The organism is Oscillatoria sp. HE19RPO (assembly GCF_024220515.1).
In the GTDB taxonomy this organism is placed as follows: domain Bacteria; phylum Cyanobacteriota; class Cyanobacteriia; order Cyanobacteriales; family Laspinemataceae; genus Laspinema.
This window is the reverse complement of sequence record NZ_JAMXOT010000282.1, coordinates 1-16,720: the sequence shown is the minus strand read 5'-3', so window position 1 is coordinate 16,720 and position 16,720 is coordinate 1. Positions and strand designations below refer to the sequence as shown.

Genomic DNA, 16,720 nt, shown 5'->3' with positions numbered 1-16,720 from the left:
TCCTGATGCTATGGATAATCCCTAAACCCAAAATTTAACTGTCACGGATTTGGGGGGAAGTAATCTCGGGTCTTGTCCCGCTGAAATTGCCTTACGAATGGATTCCACAAAAACATGAATAGTATCCGCTGGAGTATTGGCAAATTGAGTGCCATATTTCTCAATTACCTGTTGCTGAATCCCCAAAATTTCTATGTCTTGCTTAATAATATATTGGGCAGTCCAACGCACAAAAGGACGGGCGAGTTTATTCCAAATGCCATAGTTAAAAGTCACATCGGTATAAACCAAGGTGGAATCTTCTGCCTCGGGAATGGATTGACTGGTAATAAAAAACCGCCGGTTTTCTCCGAATTTATATTCTACACTGGTCACATTTGGCATGGAAAAACGGTCAGTATGGTAAATTTCCCCGCCTTGGGGATTCAAAAACCGGGAATACCATCCTAAATTGGTGGTTTCATTCCGATAGGTGACAAACACTGAACCATCCCGTCGTTCAACGGTCATTTCTAACTGTTTTTGCTGGGATTTGCGAAAGACTCCAGGATGTACCGAGGCAGTGTGGGGAATATCAATAAAGTTTTCGGCACAATTGGTGACATTGTTGCGAAAACGGTTAATCACACGCACCGTTTCCCATCCCGGTTTGCCGTAATAAGGCATGGGAAACGGGTCAAGATTGAGACTGGAATTCTCTGCTAATCGGACATAAATATAGCCGTCTTTTTCTTGGGTGGGATAAGAAGGAGTTCGACGGGAGGCAAGGGTTTTAAACTGTTCTCCTTCCGCAGGAACTGCTACCACTTGACCGGATTTATCATAAACCCATCCATGATAGGGACAATGCAGAGTGCCATCGCAGACTTTGCCGCGAGAGAGACGACTATTGCGGTGCATACAGCGATCGCGTAATGCCACCACATCCCCCTGTTCATCCCGAAAAATTGCCAACCATTCCCCCAAAATCGTGCGCGAAAGCACGGTTTTGGGTTTCAGTTGCTCACTGAGAGCAACCACATACCAAAAGTCTTCAAATCCCATAATTGCTATTCCTCTAAAGGGGCGATCGCAATATCATTCGTCACATCCACCTGACAAGCTAACCGCGCTTGAGGATTTCCCGGTGCTAAAATTTCTAAAACTTCCCGTTCCTCCAAATTAGCCGGGGGAATATCTCCCTCAATTACACACAAACAAGTCCCACAAATTCCCGTTCGACATCCAAACAAAATAGGCGAATTTTGCACCGTCAAATAATTAGCCAAATTGTCATGCTGAGGTAAGGCGATCGCTGGATAATTTGTTCCCGGAAATCTAACAAAACAACGCTTCATAAACCCCCCTAATTTAATTAAATTAAATTCTCGTTCCTCGTTCCCAGGCTCTGCCTGGGAATGCCCAATTGGAGGCTCTGCCTCCTACTAATAACCCCGTAAACAGACCCCTAATTTTTGACAGTCTATTCCCCTTTAACCGGAACTTTTGACCAAACCGAAGGCGTCAATCGCTCCACATATTTCATATACTCCACCAACGGGCGATCGATACTCAGTAAAGCATTCGGATTGTACCGAATATTGTCATAAATCTTCCCATCTTCCCCCTTCAAAAACAAATAAAGCATCTTCGTACAAAACAATAAAAAGTAGGTAACTACCCACCCCAAAATTCCCGGACGACGGGCGGCTACATAAATATTTTGGACCTTAATTTTCCCCGGTTCGACGGGAAGATAAGCATAAATCATGTGCAGGGGCGGAACATATTTAACATTTTTCATCGTAGTTAACAGTCCCAAACAAGCATTCTGATATCTCATGCTATAAGCATAATTTTGCCCTAAAAATTTCCGCGCTAGTTGTTCTCGCAGGGTGGTATTTGGAAATTCCCCACTGAGGGTAAAATCCATCAGAGTACCGGATTCATTTTCCTGTAACGTCAGATTCATATTAATATTAACTTTATGCACCGTTTGCAGATGTTGAGCATCAATCCCATTCATCATGCAAATGTGATGATGGCAGGTACGTTCAAACGGGCGATCGCGCAGGGCAATCACTGTTTTTCCCTTAAGTTCATCAAATTCTGCCACCCCTTCCGGGGCGGTTGCATCGGGATAAACCCAAATCATGCCATATTTTTCCTCCGTGGCATAAGATTGTAATCGAGCTTTTTCTGGAATGCTGGATTGACAGGGAATATCCTGACAGGTTCCCTCTCCATCAAACGCCCAATGATGGAAATAACAGCGGATTAAATTCCCATCCACTCGCCCAATTCCTAAGTCAGTGCCAAGATGGGGACAATAAGCATCTAAAGCGAAAACTTTGCCATCTTTACCGCGAAATAGAACAATTTGCTGTCCACAGACTTCCAAAGATTTAGGTTTATTTCGAGGAAGTTCTTCACTGGGACAAGCAATATACCATCCTTTAGCAACCACATCCCAGTTATTAAAGATTTGCATCTCGGTTCGAGGTTGGGTGTTTTGATTATGCTGGGAATTCATAGAATTTTAAGGGGGATGAAATGGATAAATGTTAATCCAAAGCAACTTGCAATAAAGGACGCTGAGGATGGGTAAAAGAGCCAGAAAAATGCCGAGAGAGAGCTTTTTTATGAGTGGCTAGATAGCGAGGAATCGAACTCGCTGCCATAATGGACATTTCTCGGTTACTTTTCCAGGCATAGTCCACTTTTTCGAGATAGACTTGATAGGAAGCCCGCGCCTCTTGATGGGTTTGATAACTGCGATGGAGTCCTTCAGTTTCTTGGGTAAAGCAATCCTGCATCATCTGTTTGGCATCGGCATCACTCATGGCAAAGACGGGCGATCGCAACAGTTGATAAACTGCCGAATAGAGGGCCGGATCGTACCAAAATATCCCATTAATTGCTACGGAAAAATTAGCATGGTCTTGTTGGCATCCGCGCAACCCTAGGTTAGCGATAAATATCTCGAAGGGGGTAGGCTTTTTCAAACAAGTTACCACTTCATGAGATAACAGGGTGGAACTGTTAAAATGAAAGCTCTCATCTAAAAAATGATAATAAGAGATTTTAGCGGGGATTGGAGCATTCTCTTTATCTGGGTGATTTTGGTAATATTGGCTTAACTTATGTTGGACCAATTTCCCGTTTAAGGTTCGCACTCCCCGCACGGTAAAATACTGACAAGCTAGAAATGTATTCCCGGACGAGAGCATTCCAAAGCATCGGAGTTGTAATTGTTTCCACCAGGTTTTTAAGGCGTTGGTATCGGCGTGAACCATTGTTTCGGTGTAGGGTCCGCGCATGGGGTAGGTGAAGATGCGTTTGCCAAATAAGGTTGCTTCTACTTGTTCTGAAATGGTTTTAAATGCGTTTATATGCGCCCGTTCTTGGGCGGATTCTAGGTCGAGCATATCGCAGACTAAGCGAAAGTCTTCCTGAGCATACAATCCAGCGGCGCTGGTTTGATTAAACAGGATGGTGGCAATTTCTGCGGAGATGATTTGGGAGTAGTAGGCAACCCAGTAGAGATGATTTAAAATTAGCCTTTGACTGGGGGTAGATTGGTCCCAGAGTGGGGTTCCGTAGAGGAGGGAAAATTCTTCGGGGTTCCAGTATTCTTGTTGGCAATTGGAATAGGAGAAGGCGCTGGCAGCTTGGTCAATGGATGCGGTTTGGTCCTGTTTTTGATTGCGGTGGTAGTTGAGTTGGAGTTTTCGGTAGATTTTTTCGTGTTCTAGGAGGGTGTTGGGTTTGGGTTCGTTGAAAATGTTGTTCATAATGGGGATGAATTAGGGGATGGGGGATAACGACTGAAGTCGTTACTACGAACTATTGAAGAGAACGACTGAAGTCGTTACTACGAACTATTGAAGATAACGACTGAAGTCGTTACTACGAACTATTGAAGAGAACGACTGAAGTCGTTACTACGAACTATTGAAGAGAACGACTGAAGTCGTTACTACGAACTATTGAAGATAACGACTGAAGTCGTTACTACGAACTATTGAAGATAACGACTGAAGTCGTTACTACGAACATTGGAAGATAACGACTGAAGTCGTTACTACGAACTGGGGATGGGTTTTATTAAAGGATGCATTGTTCTGGGGGATAGGGGGTGAATGAGCCTTTTTCTTCTAGGTGATTGATGATAGAATGGGTGGGGTCGGAGCGGAGGAGCGATCGCAACAGTTGGAGGCGAGTGCCGCTGTGGGTTTCGGTGTCTAATTCTTGGAAGATTTTGATTTGTTGGGGACGGGATAAATCCCCTTTGACTTGCGCGATCGCCTGAACGACTCGTTGGGGTCCTACCTGCACCATCTGCAAGAATGAGGTGAGGGCTTCTACGATCGCACTCTGGGATTGCGGGGTGATGGGGTGGCGATCGCACAAGGTGACGCCGGTACTGTGATGTCGCGCTTCGGCATCGAGAAATCCGCGAAACATCTGGGTTAATTCGCGATCGCAGCAGTCGTTAGCGAGATGGCGATAATGGCTGAGTCCCCATCCTTCTAACACCACCTGAATCACAAAAACTAAAACACTTTTATCCTCCATCTCCACAATTTCAGCCAGTAATTCTAAAAAGCGATCGCTCGTTGCCACTGGGTCGCGATCGGCTAAAAATGGCCGAATTTGTGCTAAATGAGTGGCTTCATCCGCTGCAAATAACCCATACAGCATCAGTTCTTCGGTAGTTTCTGCCAGCATCACCATTTTCGCCATGTATCCCACTCCCGCTTTTTCTACAAAGTAGGCTTCTTCCAGGAGTGCATTGCTACATAGATGTAAAATTTGCTGCTGTTCTTCCCCGGTGGAATCCTGAAAAATTTTAACCTGATCTAGGCCAAAGTAAGATGAATTCCAATAGGCCGAGGTGAGGGACTGGGGGATTTGAGACGAATTGCTGACTTTGCTTTTTAAAGCAGCAGAAAGAAGGCGATGTAATTTATCGCCTTCTGTAACATGAGGTAAGTCAAACCGCGCGGTAGTAAATAAAGATTGACTCATCGGTGACTCCGTGGCAACCATTCCATTATGGCGTAGTCTAGCCCAGGTTTTTCCCAGAGTCACCCCAATTATGACAGATGCTCAACTGTCTCCCAACTTTCCCATTTGAGCGGTTTTTGTGTTTCTACTTGTTCGATAAACTGAATAATCGATTGATCGGCTAAAGTCGGGGTTTTTAAATCAAATTTAATCGTTTCAAACAATTTGGTATCCCCTTTAGCAAAATAATTGCCTACCCGCAAGGTAATCCACAGGACAATTCGATTAAAGAACCATCCCCACAACCCCGGACGTTTCTCCGTAATGGCGATGGTTTGTCCTTCGGCTTTGCCATCGGGTTTGAGACGAATACTAAACATAATGTGGAAGTGCAAAAAGTCTGGCCCTACGGTCACGGTGCCGGTACTGCCATACCAATAACACATTTTATAGGTGATTTCATTTTGATAAAGGGGACGAATCAGCTTAATAAACCAAGATTGGTCTCCCCCTCGGGTGATGTTGCGAAAAATAATGGCGTTGTCGTTGAGGTTTTCTTTCTCGAATTTGACATCAACGGGGAGATTATGAACCGTATTAAAATGATGGGCGTCGATCGCATTAATCATCACAACATTGGGATGACAGTTTTTGCCGAACCCTAACCCAAAACCAGCATCACAATCTTTCCCGGCGAGTTCCGGAACATAAGGCACCGGATGTCGCGGTGTCTCGCCGGTCCAAACCCAGACTAACCCATAAGTTTCTGATGTCGGCCAGGACCGAACTTTGGCAGGAATCGTTCTATCTAAACCTGGACTTTCGACACACAGACCGCGATCATTATATTTCCAATTATGAAAAAAACAGCGCAATCCATTGCCGTCAACGTTGCCTTCAGTCAAATGAGCGCCCATGTGGGGACAGTAGGCATCTAAGGCGACAACTTTGCCATCGTTTCCTCGATAGATGGCCAAGTCCCGACCTTGGAGGGTGATCGGTTTGACTTGACCAATTTTTAGGTCCTTAGACCGGAGAGCCCAGTACCACCCTTCGATAAATCGTTCGGGATTATTAAAGGTTTTGGCTTGGCGAACGGTCCGTAGACTTTCGGCTAAATCTGAAAGGGGTTGAGATTCAAATTGCAGCATGGAATTTCCGGGTTTTCAAAAAATTATCGAGTTTTGATATCGATTATAACAAACCTCAAAGTCCCTACTTAAGGGATACTTTGAAGCCATAACTTGCTGATAGATTAATTAAAACAGGTCCAATAGACTTGAGGGTTGTCCTCACCAGACAGTTCAGAAACTGGCCTATAACCCAGTCTCCTACCCGGTTCTACTGCTGTTATTGTGAATAAGCATAAACGAAAAGGAACGTCAAACAAGAGGGTCTCTATGGTTCGGATTAGCAAGCGTTTAAACGGGTCGGGAGTTCCCCCAGAACCCACGGCCCTAAGCCAATCCCTCTGGCGGGGTACATTTTCCCTAAGAAAAAATTCCTCATCTCACCCGCTGGTTTGGAGAGATAGGGGAACAATGGATATGGCATTGTATGAGCACAAAGCTAAGTTAATAAAGGATTGACATCCATTGTTTTGTTTTTATTATATTGAAAGCAAAAAATTTCTTCGCGATCGCGCCATACCACGGATTGCACTTGGGACTCGGGAAGGGTAAACCAACCACTGTCCAACAATTTAAACATTCCTTTGACAAAAAGAGGATCGTTCATCGTTGCAGTGTATTCTTGAAAAAGGGCGAGTTCTTGGTCCCAGGTCAACCCGGCGCGGTTCACGCGAAAGGCCGGTTCGATATCCATCAACTCGCCGGTGCATCCATCATAAATTTCCATGAAATCATCAGGTGTGAAACCAAAGGTAGGCACACCCTGGGGAAACAGTTCTTCAAACTCGTGGTTTGGGACAGTGAGGTAAGCGTAATACATCAGCACCCTCCCAGGTGTACTGTATATGATAGTATCCGCGATCGCCGATACCTTTTATGACCTAGGAAATGCCAAGAAGTCATGAAATCTTGACATTTGGCTCCTGGGACGGCGATCGCTGATGACTTTTTATTACTTTTCCTGACCCAGGAAATCCGGACAGAAAAAAAATTTTTCCAACTCCTCCGGGAGATTCTAGGATTGGTCATTGGTCCTTGGTCCTTGGTCCTTGGTCCTTGGTCATTGGTCCTTGGTCATTGGTCCTTGGTCATTGGTCCTTGGTCATTGGTCAACTGACAATGGACAAACAAAAATTAGCAATTGAAAATTGTCAATTACTCATTCGTTATCTTTTACCTTCTTTCGTAAAACTACCCGAAAATTGAGTGTTCTGTGTCCCGACCCCTACTCGCTGTGGCCCCTAGGCTACCGCAGCAACCTGATATAATACAAATTAATAGCTATTACCCCGGAGAGTCCCGTTCTCTTTATTAAAACTTTAAGCTTTATGCAGGAAACTCCTATCAATTTTGAAGAAGCATTCAAAATAGCCGATCAAGTAATTTTTGCCAAGACGGGAAAGCATATCACCGATATCGAAATGATGATTTTTCGGGGTGCTTGGCAAGACAAAACTTACGAAGAAATTGCGGAAAATACGGAATATGCCGCCAACTATTTACACCGGATGGTTGGCAAAGATTTCTGGCAACGCTTATCGGAATCATTAGGGGAGAAAGTCAGTAAGAAAAACTTTAAAACAGCGTTAGAACGACATTGGAAAGCAACCTTAAACCCTTCCCAGGGGAGAGTAGAGTCTTTGCTGAAAAGCGAGGGTTGGGTGACCCCAGAAACGCTCAAGGGACCCATCCTAGACTGTTCAGAAGGGTCGGTTCCCTTGGACTCGCGGTTTTATGTTCACCGTCCACCGATAGAAGCGCGATGTCAAGTGGCGATCGCGCAACCGGGGGCATTAATTCGGATTAAAGCCCCCCAACAAATGGGCAAAACCTCCCTCCTCGATCGCATCCTAGAAGTGGCCCGAACTGCCAACTATCACACCGTTACCTTAAGTTTTGATTTGGCCGATAGTACCGTATTTGCCGACCTCCGGACCTTCTTGCAGTGGTTTTGCGCCAGTGTCGGTCAATTATCCGGATTACCCAATCAATTATCAACCTATTGGGACGATATTTTTGGCTGTAATAACAATTGCACGGTTTATTTTGAGGAGTATATTTTATCTCAATTAGTAAGTCCGTTAGTCTTAGCTTTAGACAAAGTTGATGTGGTATTTGAACATCCGGAAATTGCTAACGATTTTTGTCGATTATTACGCGCTTGGTATGATATTGCCCGACGCAGCGATCGCCGGGGGGATATCTGGAAACAACTGCGATTAATTGTGGTGCATTCTACGGAAGTTTATAGCGCCTTGGACATCAATCATTCTCCCCTTGCCAACGTGGGCGCTGTCTTTCCCTTACCAGAATTTACCGCCTTACAGGTGCAGGATTTAGCCCAACGGTATGGCTTAAATTGGGATACCGAGGCAGAAGTTCAGCATTTGATGAGTGCGATCGGGGGACATCCCTATTTAATCCGAAAATCCCTGGATTTTTTATGTCGTCAACCCATGACATTAGAGCAGTTTTCCCAGATTGCGCCAACAGAAGCAGGGCCATTTAGTGACCATCTCCGCCAACATTTATGGAATCTCCAACATCACCCAGAATTGGCAGCAGCCTTTCGCGATGTGGTGATGGCAAATAAACCCGTTAAAATTCCTTCTGAACGGGCTTTTAAGTTATATAGTATGGGATTAGTCCAGTTACATGATAATAATGTTACTCCCCGATTTGAGCTATATCGTCAGTATTTTTCGGTGCGTTTGGCGGTGAATTAATAATAGGTTGAACGCTTCTTGCATGAAATCAAAAATCGGAACCTTTGACAATCGGAGGGAACCCCACCCTAGCCCTCCCCTTGCCAAGGGGAGGGGACCGGAAGTGGACTTAAATGGTAAGGGAAATCATCTTAATCTCAATTCTAATTCCCCCCCTTAGCAAGGGGGGGCTAGGGGGGGTCCTCCCCATTTAGTCCCAATTTAAACTGGTAAATCAATCATGACAGACTCCTATATTTTCTCCGGAACCTTACCTGAAAATGCGCCAACTTATGTCAAAAGAAAGGCAGATTTTGAGCTATATGAAGGATTAAAATCAGGACAGTTTTGTTATGTATTGAATTCTCGACAAACGGGCAAATCTAGCTTGCGAGTGCAGGTGATGCGGCAGTTAAAACAAGCGGGGGTTGCCTGTAGTGTGATTGATATCTCGATGGACAATATCCAGCAGGGGACTTCAACTCAATGGTATGCGAATATGCTTCGCAGTCTGACCCTGGATTTGCAGCTTGAGGTGAATCTGGGGTCTTGGTGGCGCGATCGCGAGTGGTTATCCCCCCTGGGTCGATTTCGGGAGTTTATCGAAACCGTGGTGTTGGTGCAAATTCCGGGAACGATTGTCATTTTTATCGATGAAATTGATAGTATTCTCAGTTTAAATTTCCCCACGGATGATTTTTTTGCCTTTATTCGCGCTTGTTACAATCAACGGGCCCATCATCCCCCTTACAATCGCCTGACATTCTGTTTGTTAGGAGTTGCAACTCCCTCGGATTTAATCGGCGACAAACAGCGCACTCCTTTTAATATTGGACAAGCGATTGCCTTGCATGGGTTTACTTTAGCCGAAGCGAAACCGGCATTACTTCCTGGATTTTATCAGCAGTTTACTGATCCGGAAACTGTTTTATCAGAAATCTTAGACTGGACGGGGGGACAACCCTTTTTAACTCAAAAATTATGTAAATTATTGGTGGATAAAGCTCATAATTCTCGACCGAATGTAGGGGCATTAGTTGAAGCGTATCTGTTGGAAAATTGGGAGTCTCAGGATGAACCAGACCATTTAAAAACAATTCGCGATCGCCTCCTTTATGATGAAAAACGCACCCCGCGACGATTGGGACTCTATCAAAAGATTTTAACAGCGCACCCGGAGGGTTACCCAGCAGATAATAGTCCGGAACAAACCCAACTGCGCCTCTCGGGTTTGGTGGTTAAAAACAATGGCAATTTAACTGTATTTAACCGAATTTATCAACAGATTTTTAATGCCGACTGGATTGAGAACCAGTTGGCGAACTTGCGTCCCTATTCTGAGGCAGTCGCCGCTTGGTGGGAGAGTGGCGGGGAAGATTCCTCCCGGTTATTGCGGGGACAGGCGCTACAGGATGCTTTAAACTGGGCCGCTGACAAAAGTTTAAGCGATCGCGACTACCAGTTTCTCTCCGCCAGTCAAAACAGCGAGAAAAAATCCCTAGAATTAGCCAAAATTGAAACCGAAATCACCTTAGAAGCAGAACGAAAAGCCAAACAAATTCTGGATACTGCTTATCAAAAAGCCCAACGGGTGATTACCTTTGGATTAGTCGGACTCTGTGCCGTTTCCCTCGTTTCACTCACTATTATTTTCTGGGCCAATTCCCAAAAAAGACAAGCCGAAATTGCTGAAATTCAAGCCCTCAATTCAGCCTCTCGAATCCAGAACTCCTCCAATGAAAAGCTTGAAGCATTAGTGAATGCAATTCGGGCCGGTCGAAAATTGCAATCCAATTGGGCCACCTCCGAATTAATCGCGCCAGCAGTGGTTAATTTAGAAACCATTTTAGCCAATCTTCAAGAACAGAATAGTTTAAATCGCCATCGCGGATGGGTTTGGGATGTTGCTTGGTCTCCCAACGGAGAAACCATTGCCACCGCCAGCGCTGATGGTACAGCAATTTTGTGGACAGCGCAAGGGGAATTACGGCATACCTTAGAACATGGCGATCGCGTTTATGGACTTGCTTTTTCCCCAGACGGACAAACCCTTGCTACAGCAACCGCCAACCATAGCGTCAAATTGTGGGGAATGGATGGCACTCTTCTTCATACCCTCAGCGGACATCAAGGCAGTGTTTTTGCCGTGAGTTTCAGTCCTCAAGGTCAGTTACTTGTCACCGGCAGTACGGACAAAACTGCTAAAATTTGGCGCATCGAACCCAACTCCCAAACTCCACCCATCCTCATTCAAACTATCACCGCCCATACAAAAGAAATCTCTGATGTTAGTTTCTCTCCCGATGGTGAAATTCTCGCTACAGCCAGTTATGATAATCAAGTAAAACTATGGAAAATTACTCCCACAGGAACCGCAGAATTATTAACAACATTGACCGGACATCAAAGCGGTGTTTCTACCGTGAATTTTGCTCCCCATGGTCAAACTTTGGCAACGGCAAGTGGCGATGGGAGGGTCAAACTCTGGACTCGGGATGGAGAATTAATTAATGCTTTCAAAGCGCATGATAATGTGGTGACTCGGGTAATTTGGTCTCCCAATGGCAATCTGCTGGGGACGGCGAGTGAGGACCACAGCGTTAAACTCTGGAGTGTCTATGATAGGACCCTGCTGAAGCGTTTAACGGCCCATAGTGCTGCCGTCTGGGACATTGCCTGGTCCCCCGATGGCAAAACCTTGGCCTCCGCGAGTGGGGATAATACGACAATGTTATGGAATCCTGAAATTCGGTTAATTGAGGTGTTTCAGGGACATCAGGATTTGGTGAATACGGTGAGTTTTTCCCCCGATGGCGAGATTTTGGCCTCGGGGAGTCGGGATAACACGGTGCAACTGTGGCAACAAAACGGGACTCTTGTGCAAACCCTGCGAGGACATCAGGATTGGGTCCAGGGGGTGGCCTTTTCTCCCGATGGCGAAATTTTGGCCTCGGCAAGTCGGGATAAAACGGTCAAACTTTGGGACCCACAGGGGAAGGTTTTGCAGACCCTGCGGGGACATTCGGATTTAGTGCATAGTGTGAATTTTTCTCCGGAGGGCGATCGCCTAGTTTCTGGCAGTTGGGATGGGACTGTGAAAGTTTGGAATCGAAACGGCAATCTTCTAGCAACTTTAACCGGCCATCAAGGACGAGTGTTTGAGGTGAAATTTAGTCCAAAAGGGACATTAATTGCCTCCACCAGTGCAGATAAAACGGTGAAATTGTGGGATAGCGATACCTTTAATTTAGCTGCTACCTTAGAAGGACATTTGGATGAAGTGAATAGCGTGAGTTTTTCTCCCGATGAAGCTGCGATCGCCACTGCCAGCGATGACAATACGGTTAAAATTTGGACTCGTAATGGACAACTCTTAAATACACTAGAGGGACATCGGGATAAAGTGTTGTGGGTGAGTTTTTCATCCGATGGCAAAATTTTAGCCTCCGCCAGCGACGATCGCACGGTGAAAATCTGGAGTCGCAACGGTCGCCTATTAACCACCCTAGAAGGACATCAAAACCGGATTGCTGGGGGAAGTTTTAGTCCCGATGGTCAAATTTTAGCCTCCGCCAGTTGGGACCAAACGGTGAAACTATGGACGATTGCCGACATTTCCCGAGAGAGTTTAGACGGTGAAGGCGATCGGTCCAAGTTAGATAAACTCTTAACCCTCGCCTGCGATCAATTACATGATTATGTCACCTACACTCTACAATCTTCCCTATGTCAAGCAGAATAAATTTATCATTCTCCGTTCGTAGTAACGACTTCAGTCGTTCTCTTATCTCCGTTCGTAGTAACGACTTCAGTCGTTCTCTTATCTCCGTTCGTAGTAACGACTTCAGTCGTTCTCTTATCTCCGTTCGTAGTAACGACTTCAGTCGTTCTCTTATCTCCGTTCGTAGAAAGAATTAAATTAGGAGTAATTCATGACTTACTTTTTCCTTAAAATGAACTCCCGGAAACGACTGAAGTCGTTACTACAAACGGGGAAGATAACGACTGAAGTCGTTACTACAAACGGGGAAGATAACGACTGAAGTCGTTACTACGAACACCGGAAGATAACTACTGAAGTCGTTACTACGAACACCGGAAGATAACGACTGAAGTCGTTACTACGAACGGGGATTTACTCTTTATAATAAGGGGAGAGCAAGACTTCCCAACTTTGAGACTTTTGAGCATACTCGTACTCGCATCCCTCTGCTCGTTCTGCTGGTAAATCTCCATCATCTACTAAGAATTGATATTCTTCCGGATTGCTTCCATAAACTAAACAGGCCATATTATAATACCGTTGAATATCGAGGGAATGTTCTCCCCAATAGGTCAACTCTTCTAACTCTGCTTCCTCTTCTGCATCCACTGCAAATTGCCAGACTCCTGAGAGGACTGCATTTTCCCCTTCTTCTCCAGCTTGTAATAAGATAATGGCGGCAAATTCATCCACCACATCTTCTTCTCGCCCGGTAATCGGTAACTCTAATTGGTCTACCAAGGCGTGTCCCAGTTCATGAAAAAAGGTGAAGAGTCCGGCATTAATCACTTCGGCAATATATTCTTCATCGGTTTCCACGTCTTCGGTAAAAATTTGTTTATACCGTTCGATTAGTTCATAACACATGGTAATTTCAACCGATGAAGGGTCGTAATAGGCATTTTCTTCCCCACATTCCATAAAATAGACGGGGATATCATTAGGTAAGATTAATACTTCGTTAATGGTTGCAGCAATTTCCTCAAAAATCTGACTGTCTTGGATAATTTCGTGAACTTCTTGATAGGTTTCGTCTTCTACGGGAGTATGGAATATTAAAATATCTCCGGTATCTTCGAGTTCATCAGTTTGAGCAGTTTGCTGGGTTGTTGTCGGTGAATTGCTTATCGGAGTGCTTCCGTTTAGATTACCCGATCGCGCTTTGCCAATGGGGGTTACTGTTGCAGCAATTTCCGAGTCGGTGGGACTGGATTCTATCTCTATTTCCGTACAACTGATTAAAACCGGCGTGAGTAGAATTAAACTCATCAAACTGACATAAATTCGGCGGAGGCGATCGGGCAAAATTTTCATAAAATAGTCGCTTAACTGGAGTGATGGATTTTAGACTAGAGGCCCCTAAAGAGTGTTTGACATTTAATTTGCATAAATTGGACTTTATTTTGCCGGAGGATAAAAGTCTCATAAGTCGATCCGAGCAATCAGGACTTACGCAATCTCTAACATTGACCCTCCCTAAATGTAGAGGCGATTCGCGAATCGCCTCTACATTTAGGGTTTGCTTTTATAAAATGTGTAAGTCCTGGCACTATCTAGTTTGCCAATATTTTATGAGTTTAACTCTTGCAAATTAAATGAATGAGTTGTTGCTTTTTGAAAGTGCCGTGATTATAATATAATTTCTTAAAATTGTCAACATCCCGAGGATTGGAACAGGGAACTCGGCCATCTGGAGCCCCTGTTGAGGGGTAGGGATGCCCCAGGAAACCGAATCCTGGGGGAGTGGAGTGGTGCTTATGGCCTAAAAATCGCTACAATCCAAGTAGATAAACTGTTTTTTGTGTCAAATTTTCAGCGGCTTGAGCAATGACCTCATATACTACGACAAAAGCTGACATGATAGAACTCCGACGGCTCAAAGGCTTACTGCCGCCGGAATTGCAAAGCTGGGTCATGGTGGAAAAAGCGATCGAAGTGAATCCACCCCTGGTTCGCAGTGAAGAAATCGGAAGCGATCAGGTGGAAGTCCAAATTGACCTAGTGAAGTGGGAACAACTCGCCCTGGATCAGCGCAACTTGCTGTTTTGGCATGAAGTAGCACGCATCCAAAACGACACCATTTCTAAAGAGGGATGGGAAATGGCGGCGCTGGCGATCGGGTTAGGGGGTGCAGTGGGAGAACTGTGGGTACAGGATGGATTGCTGCTGTTGTTGGCACTGTCTCTGTGCGGCGTGGCGGGATACCGACTCTATCAGAAAAACAATGGAGATCGCACCTTAAAGGAAGCAATGGAGGCAGATGAAAAGGCGATCGCCCTTGCGACGCGCTTTGGCTATTCTCTCCCCAACGCTTACAAAAGTCTCGGTAGCGCCCTAAAAACCCTCGTGGAACTCACCCCGAAAAAACGGCAGCGTAGCAAATACGAAGCCCGGTTGCAAGCCCTCAAACGCAGTGCTGCCAAAGCCAAAGCTAAGGTTAAGGCAGCGCGGGAAACAACTACCAATACGGAAAGCGTGTACTAACCCCCACCGCACCCCACTACAACTGACCCAACATTTTATGGGTTTGTGGGACCACTCGCACGGGTTGCAGCCACCGTTTCATCATCCCTTGCCACGCCAGCACCTTTGTGGGTGCTGGTGATTTTATTGTGTGGGTGGGGCGATCGCCAAAATTTGCCGTTTCTCCTGCATTCAGCGGCGTCACTGGTTGCAAAAACACCGTCACCTGGGGATTAACCCCCGCCACTAATTGCGCCGCCTGTTCCAACTCCGCCTCTAGGGTGTCATCGGAAATAATTATTTTCACAAACACCTCCACTCCGGCAGCACAACAGAGGCTCAAAAATTCCTGATGCGCCTGCCAATGGGTTTCCCCACTGACACTCGGCAATTTGATATCCATCCCCACCAGATCCAAATGAGGCAAAATCCTCTGCAATTGTTGGGGACGATGACCCCCGGTTTCCAAATACAGAGGTAATCCGGTTCGTTGTTTGAGTGGAGGCAGAAATTCCACCAAAAATGGAGTATGGAGTAAGGGTTCACCGCCGGTTAAACTGATGCTGTCATGTAAACCGGGTTGATTTTGGCGATCGATCCAGTCCAGAAACAGCGGCAGGGGGACGGGGTTGGGGTGAATTTCAAAATCGCGATCGCCAGGAGTTTTTTCAATCCGACAGGTATCCGGTGCCGTCCAAGTATGGGCGCTATCGCAATAGTTACAGCGCAAATCGCATCCGCCAAAGCGAATGAAAATTTGACGAGTCCCCACATTCAATCCTTCGCCTTGAATACCAGAAAATACTTCGATCGCTCTTGTAGTGGGAGGAGCGGCAATGGAATGAGTCATGATCAATCGATGGATTCTTTACGGGATTAACGTTCTGATACCAAATCTGGTTGTTAAATTTCTATAAAAACCCGCACCCTAAAGGGTGGAGGCTCACAGGACAAAGCCTGCCTACGCAGGCTGAAGAGTATTGTTAGGTCTATGACAACCGGATTCCGTATGATACCAAATCCAGTTGTCTCAAGTCAGTTTTCTTTCTGACGCCGCGCAGGCGGGCTTTGTCCGTATAGCCCCACCCTTGAGGATTCTGTTGGCGAATCGGTGAAAGAGACCTCTCCCCAAACCCCTCTCTATAGAGGAGAAGGGCTTTCCGGCTCCCCCTTCCCTCTGAGGGAAGGGGGTTGGGGGGTTAGGTCTCCCCTATAACCAACAGAGTCCTTCAGGGTGCGGGGTGGGGGGTTTCGCCGACTAGAACCGGATTTCGTCTTAGCCTGCGTAGGCAGGCTTTGTCCGTATAGCCCCACCCTTCAGGGTGCGGGGCAGGGGTTTCGCTAGAACCGGATTTCGTCTTAGCCTGCGTAGGCAGGCTTTGTCCGTATAGCCCCACCCTTCAGGGTGCGGGGCAGGGGTTTCGCCGACTAGAACCGGATTTCGTCTTAGCCTGCGTAGGCAGGCTTTGTCCGTATAGCCCCACCCTTCAGGGTGCGGGGCAGGGGTTTCGCTAGAACCGGATTTCGTCTTAGGGAACTCCAAAAAATAAACTCTCCAAAACGTTCGTTCGTAGTGATGGATCAACGGAGTAGCCCCGTCAATGTAGGGGCGTATTGCATACGCCCTGGGGCCTGCGCATTGCGCCCCTACACCTTCCTTCCCGTTCAAC

Annotated in this window: 12 protein-coding genes; 3 read left to right on the top strand and 9 right to left on the bottom strand. The window is 46.0% G+C overall.

Annotated features, from left to right (window positions below; genetic code table 11):
- Window positions 1-21: 21 nt before the first annotated feature.
- The 7 genes from NG833_RS23130 to NG833_RS23100 form a co-directional block, all read right to left on the bottom strand.
- Window positions 22-1,044: an aromatic ring-hydroxylating dioxygenase subunit alpha gene (locus tag NG833_RS23130; RefSeq protein ID WP_254567629.1), complete on the bottom strand. Its 1,023-nt coding sequence runs from the start codon at window positions 1,042-1,044 to the stop codon at window positions 22-24.
- Between the two features lie 5 nt (window positions 1,045-1,049).
- Window positions 1,050-1,337, bottom strand: a complete 288-nt coding sequence (locus tag NG833_RS23125; protein ID WP_254567628.1) for a 2Fe-2S iron-sulfur cluster binding domain-containing protein — start codon at window positions 1,335-1,337, stop codon at window positions 1,050-1,052.
- 125 nt (window positions 1,338-1,462) lie between these two features.
- Window positions 1,463-2,512 carry a Rieske (2Fe-2S) protein gene (locus NG833_RS23120; protein ID WP_254567627.1) on the bottom strand — a complete coding sequence of 350 codons (1,050 nt, stop codon included), beginning with the start codon at window positions 2,510-2,512 and terminating at the stop codon, window positions 1,463-1,465.
- 31 nt (window positions 2,513-2,543) lie between these two features.
- Window positions 2,544-3,773: a P-aminobenzoate N-oxygenase AurF gene (locus NG833_RS23115; RefSeq protein ID WP_254567626.1), complete on the bottom strand. Its 1,230-nt coding sequence runs from the start codon at window positions 3,771-3,773 to the stop codon at window positions 2,544-2,546.
- 313 nt (window positions 3,774-4,086) lie between these two features.
- On the bottom strand, window positions 4,087-5,073 hold the full coding sequence (locus tag NG833_RS23110; RefSeq protein ID WP_254567625.1) for a ferritin-like domain-containing protein: 987 nt from the start codon (window positions 5,071-5,073) through the stop codon (window positions 4,087-4,089).
- 5 nt (window positions 5,074-5,078) lie between these two features.
- Entirely contained in the window at window positions 5,079-6,140 is a 1,062-nt protein-coding gene (locus tag NG833_RS23105) for an aromatic ring-hydroxylating dioxygenase subunit alpha (protein WP_254567624.1), read from the bottom strand.
- 418 nt (window positions 6,141-6,558) lie between these two features.
- Window positions 6,559-6,939 (bottom strand): hypothetical protein, encoded by a 381-nt coding sequence (locus NG833_RS23100; protein ID WP_254567623.1) that lies wholly within the window; start codon window positions 6,937-6,939, stop codon window positions 6,559-6,561.
- Between the two features lie 508 nt (window positions 6,940-7,447).
- On the opposite strand from NG833_RS23100, the gene NG833_RS23095 reads away from it, so the two are divergent.
- Together NG833_RS23095 and NG833_RS23090 are read left to right on the top strand one after the other, a co-directional pair.
- A complete protein-coding gene (locus NG833_RS23095; protein ID WP_254567622.1) occupies window positions 7,448-8,845 on the top strand; it encodes an AAA-like domain-containing protein in 1,398 nt (465 codons plus the stop codon).
- A 220-nt stretch (window positions 8,846-9,065) separates the two neighbouring features.
- Entirely contained in the window at window positions 9,066-12,566 is a 3,501-nt protein-coding gene (locus tag NG833_RS23090) for an AAA-like domain-containing protein (RefSeq protein WP_254567621.1), read from the top strand.
- A gap of 393 nt (window positions 12,567-12,959) precedes the next feature.
- On the opposite strand, the gene NG833_RS23085 is transcribed toward NG833_RS23090, so the two are convergent.
- On the bottom strand, window positions 12,960-13,901 hold the full coding sequence (locus NG833_RS23085; protein WP_254567620.1) for a DUF4344 domain-containing metallopeptidase: 942 nt from the start codon (window positions 13,899-13,901) through the stop codon (window positions 12,960-12,962).
- Window positions 13,902-14,414: 513 nt separating this feature from the next.
- Between NG833_RS23085 and NG833_RS23080 the strand changes: the two genes are divergently transcribed.
- Window positions 14,415-15,071, top strand: a complete 657-nt coding sequence (locus NG833_RS23080) for a DUF3318 domain-containing protein (protein WP_015146474.1) — start codon at window positions 14,415-14,417, stop codon at window positions 15,069-15,071.
- A 16-nt stretch (window positions 15,072-15,087) separates the two neighbouring features.
- Here the strand turns inward: NG833_RS23080 and NG833_RS23075 are convergent, their stop codons facing one another.
- Entirely contained in the window at window positions 15,088-15,900 is an 813-nt protein-coding gene (locus NG833_RS23075) for a 7-carboxy-7-deazaguanine synthase QueE (RefSeq protein WP_254567619.1), read from the bottom strand.
- Between the last annotated feature and the right edge of the window lie 820 nt (window positions 15,901-16,720).

Coding starts and splice junctions, on each gene's coding strand:
- NG833_RS23125 (WP_254567628.1), bottom strand. CDS start 1,337: ATGAAGCGTTGTTTTGTTAGATTTCCGGGAACAAATTATCCAGCGATC.
- NG833_RS23075 (WP_254567619.1), bottom strand. CDS start 15,900: ATGACTCATTCCATTGCCGCTCCTCCCACTACAAGAGCGATCGAAGTA.
- NG833_RS23080 (WP_015146474.1), top strand. CDS start 14,415: ATGACCTCATATACTACGACAAAAGCTGACATGATAGAACTCCGACGG.
- NG833_RS23120 (WP_254567627.1), bottom strand. CDS start 2,512: ATGAATTCCCAGCATAATCAAAACACCCAACCTCGAACCGAGATGCAA.
- NG833_RS23095 (WP_254567622.1), top strand. CDS start 7,448: ATGCAGGAAACTCCTATCAATTTTGAAGAAGCATTCAAAATAGCCGAT.
- NG833_RS23130 (WP_254567629.1), bottom strand. CDS start 1,044: ATGGGATTTGAAGACTTTTGGTATGTGGTTGCTCTCAGTGAGCAACTG.
- NG833_RS23115 (WP_254567626.1), bottom strand. CDS start 3,773: ATGAACAACATTTTCAACGAACCCAAACCCAACACCCTCCTAGAACAC.
- NG833_RS23105 (WP_254567624.1), bottom strand. CDS start 6,140: ATGCTGCAATTTGAATCTCAACCCCTTTCAGATTTAGCCGAAAGTCTA.
- NG833_RS23085 (WP_254567620.1), bottom strand. CDS start 13,901: ATGAAAATTTTGCCCGATCGCCTCCGCCGAATTTATGTCAGTTTGATG.
- NG833_RS23100 (WP_254567623.1), bottom strand. CDS start 6,939: ATGTATTACGCTTACCTCACTGTCCCAAACCACGAGTTTGAAGAACTG.
- NG833_RS23090 (WP_254567621.1), top strand. CDS start 9,066: ATGACAGACTCCTATATTTTCTCCGGAACCTTACCTGAAAATGCGCCA.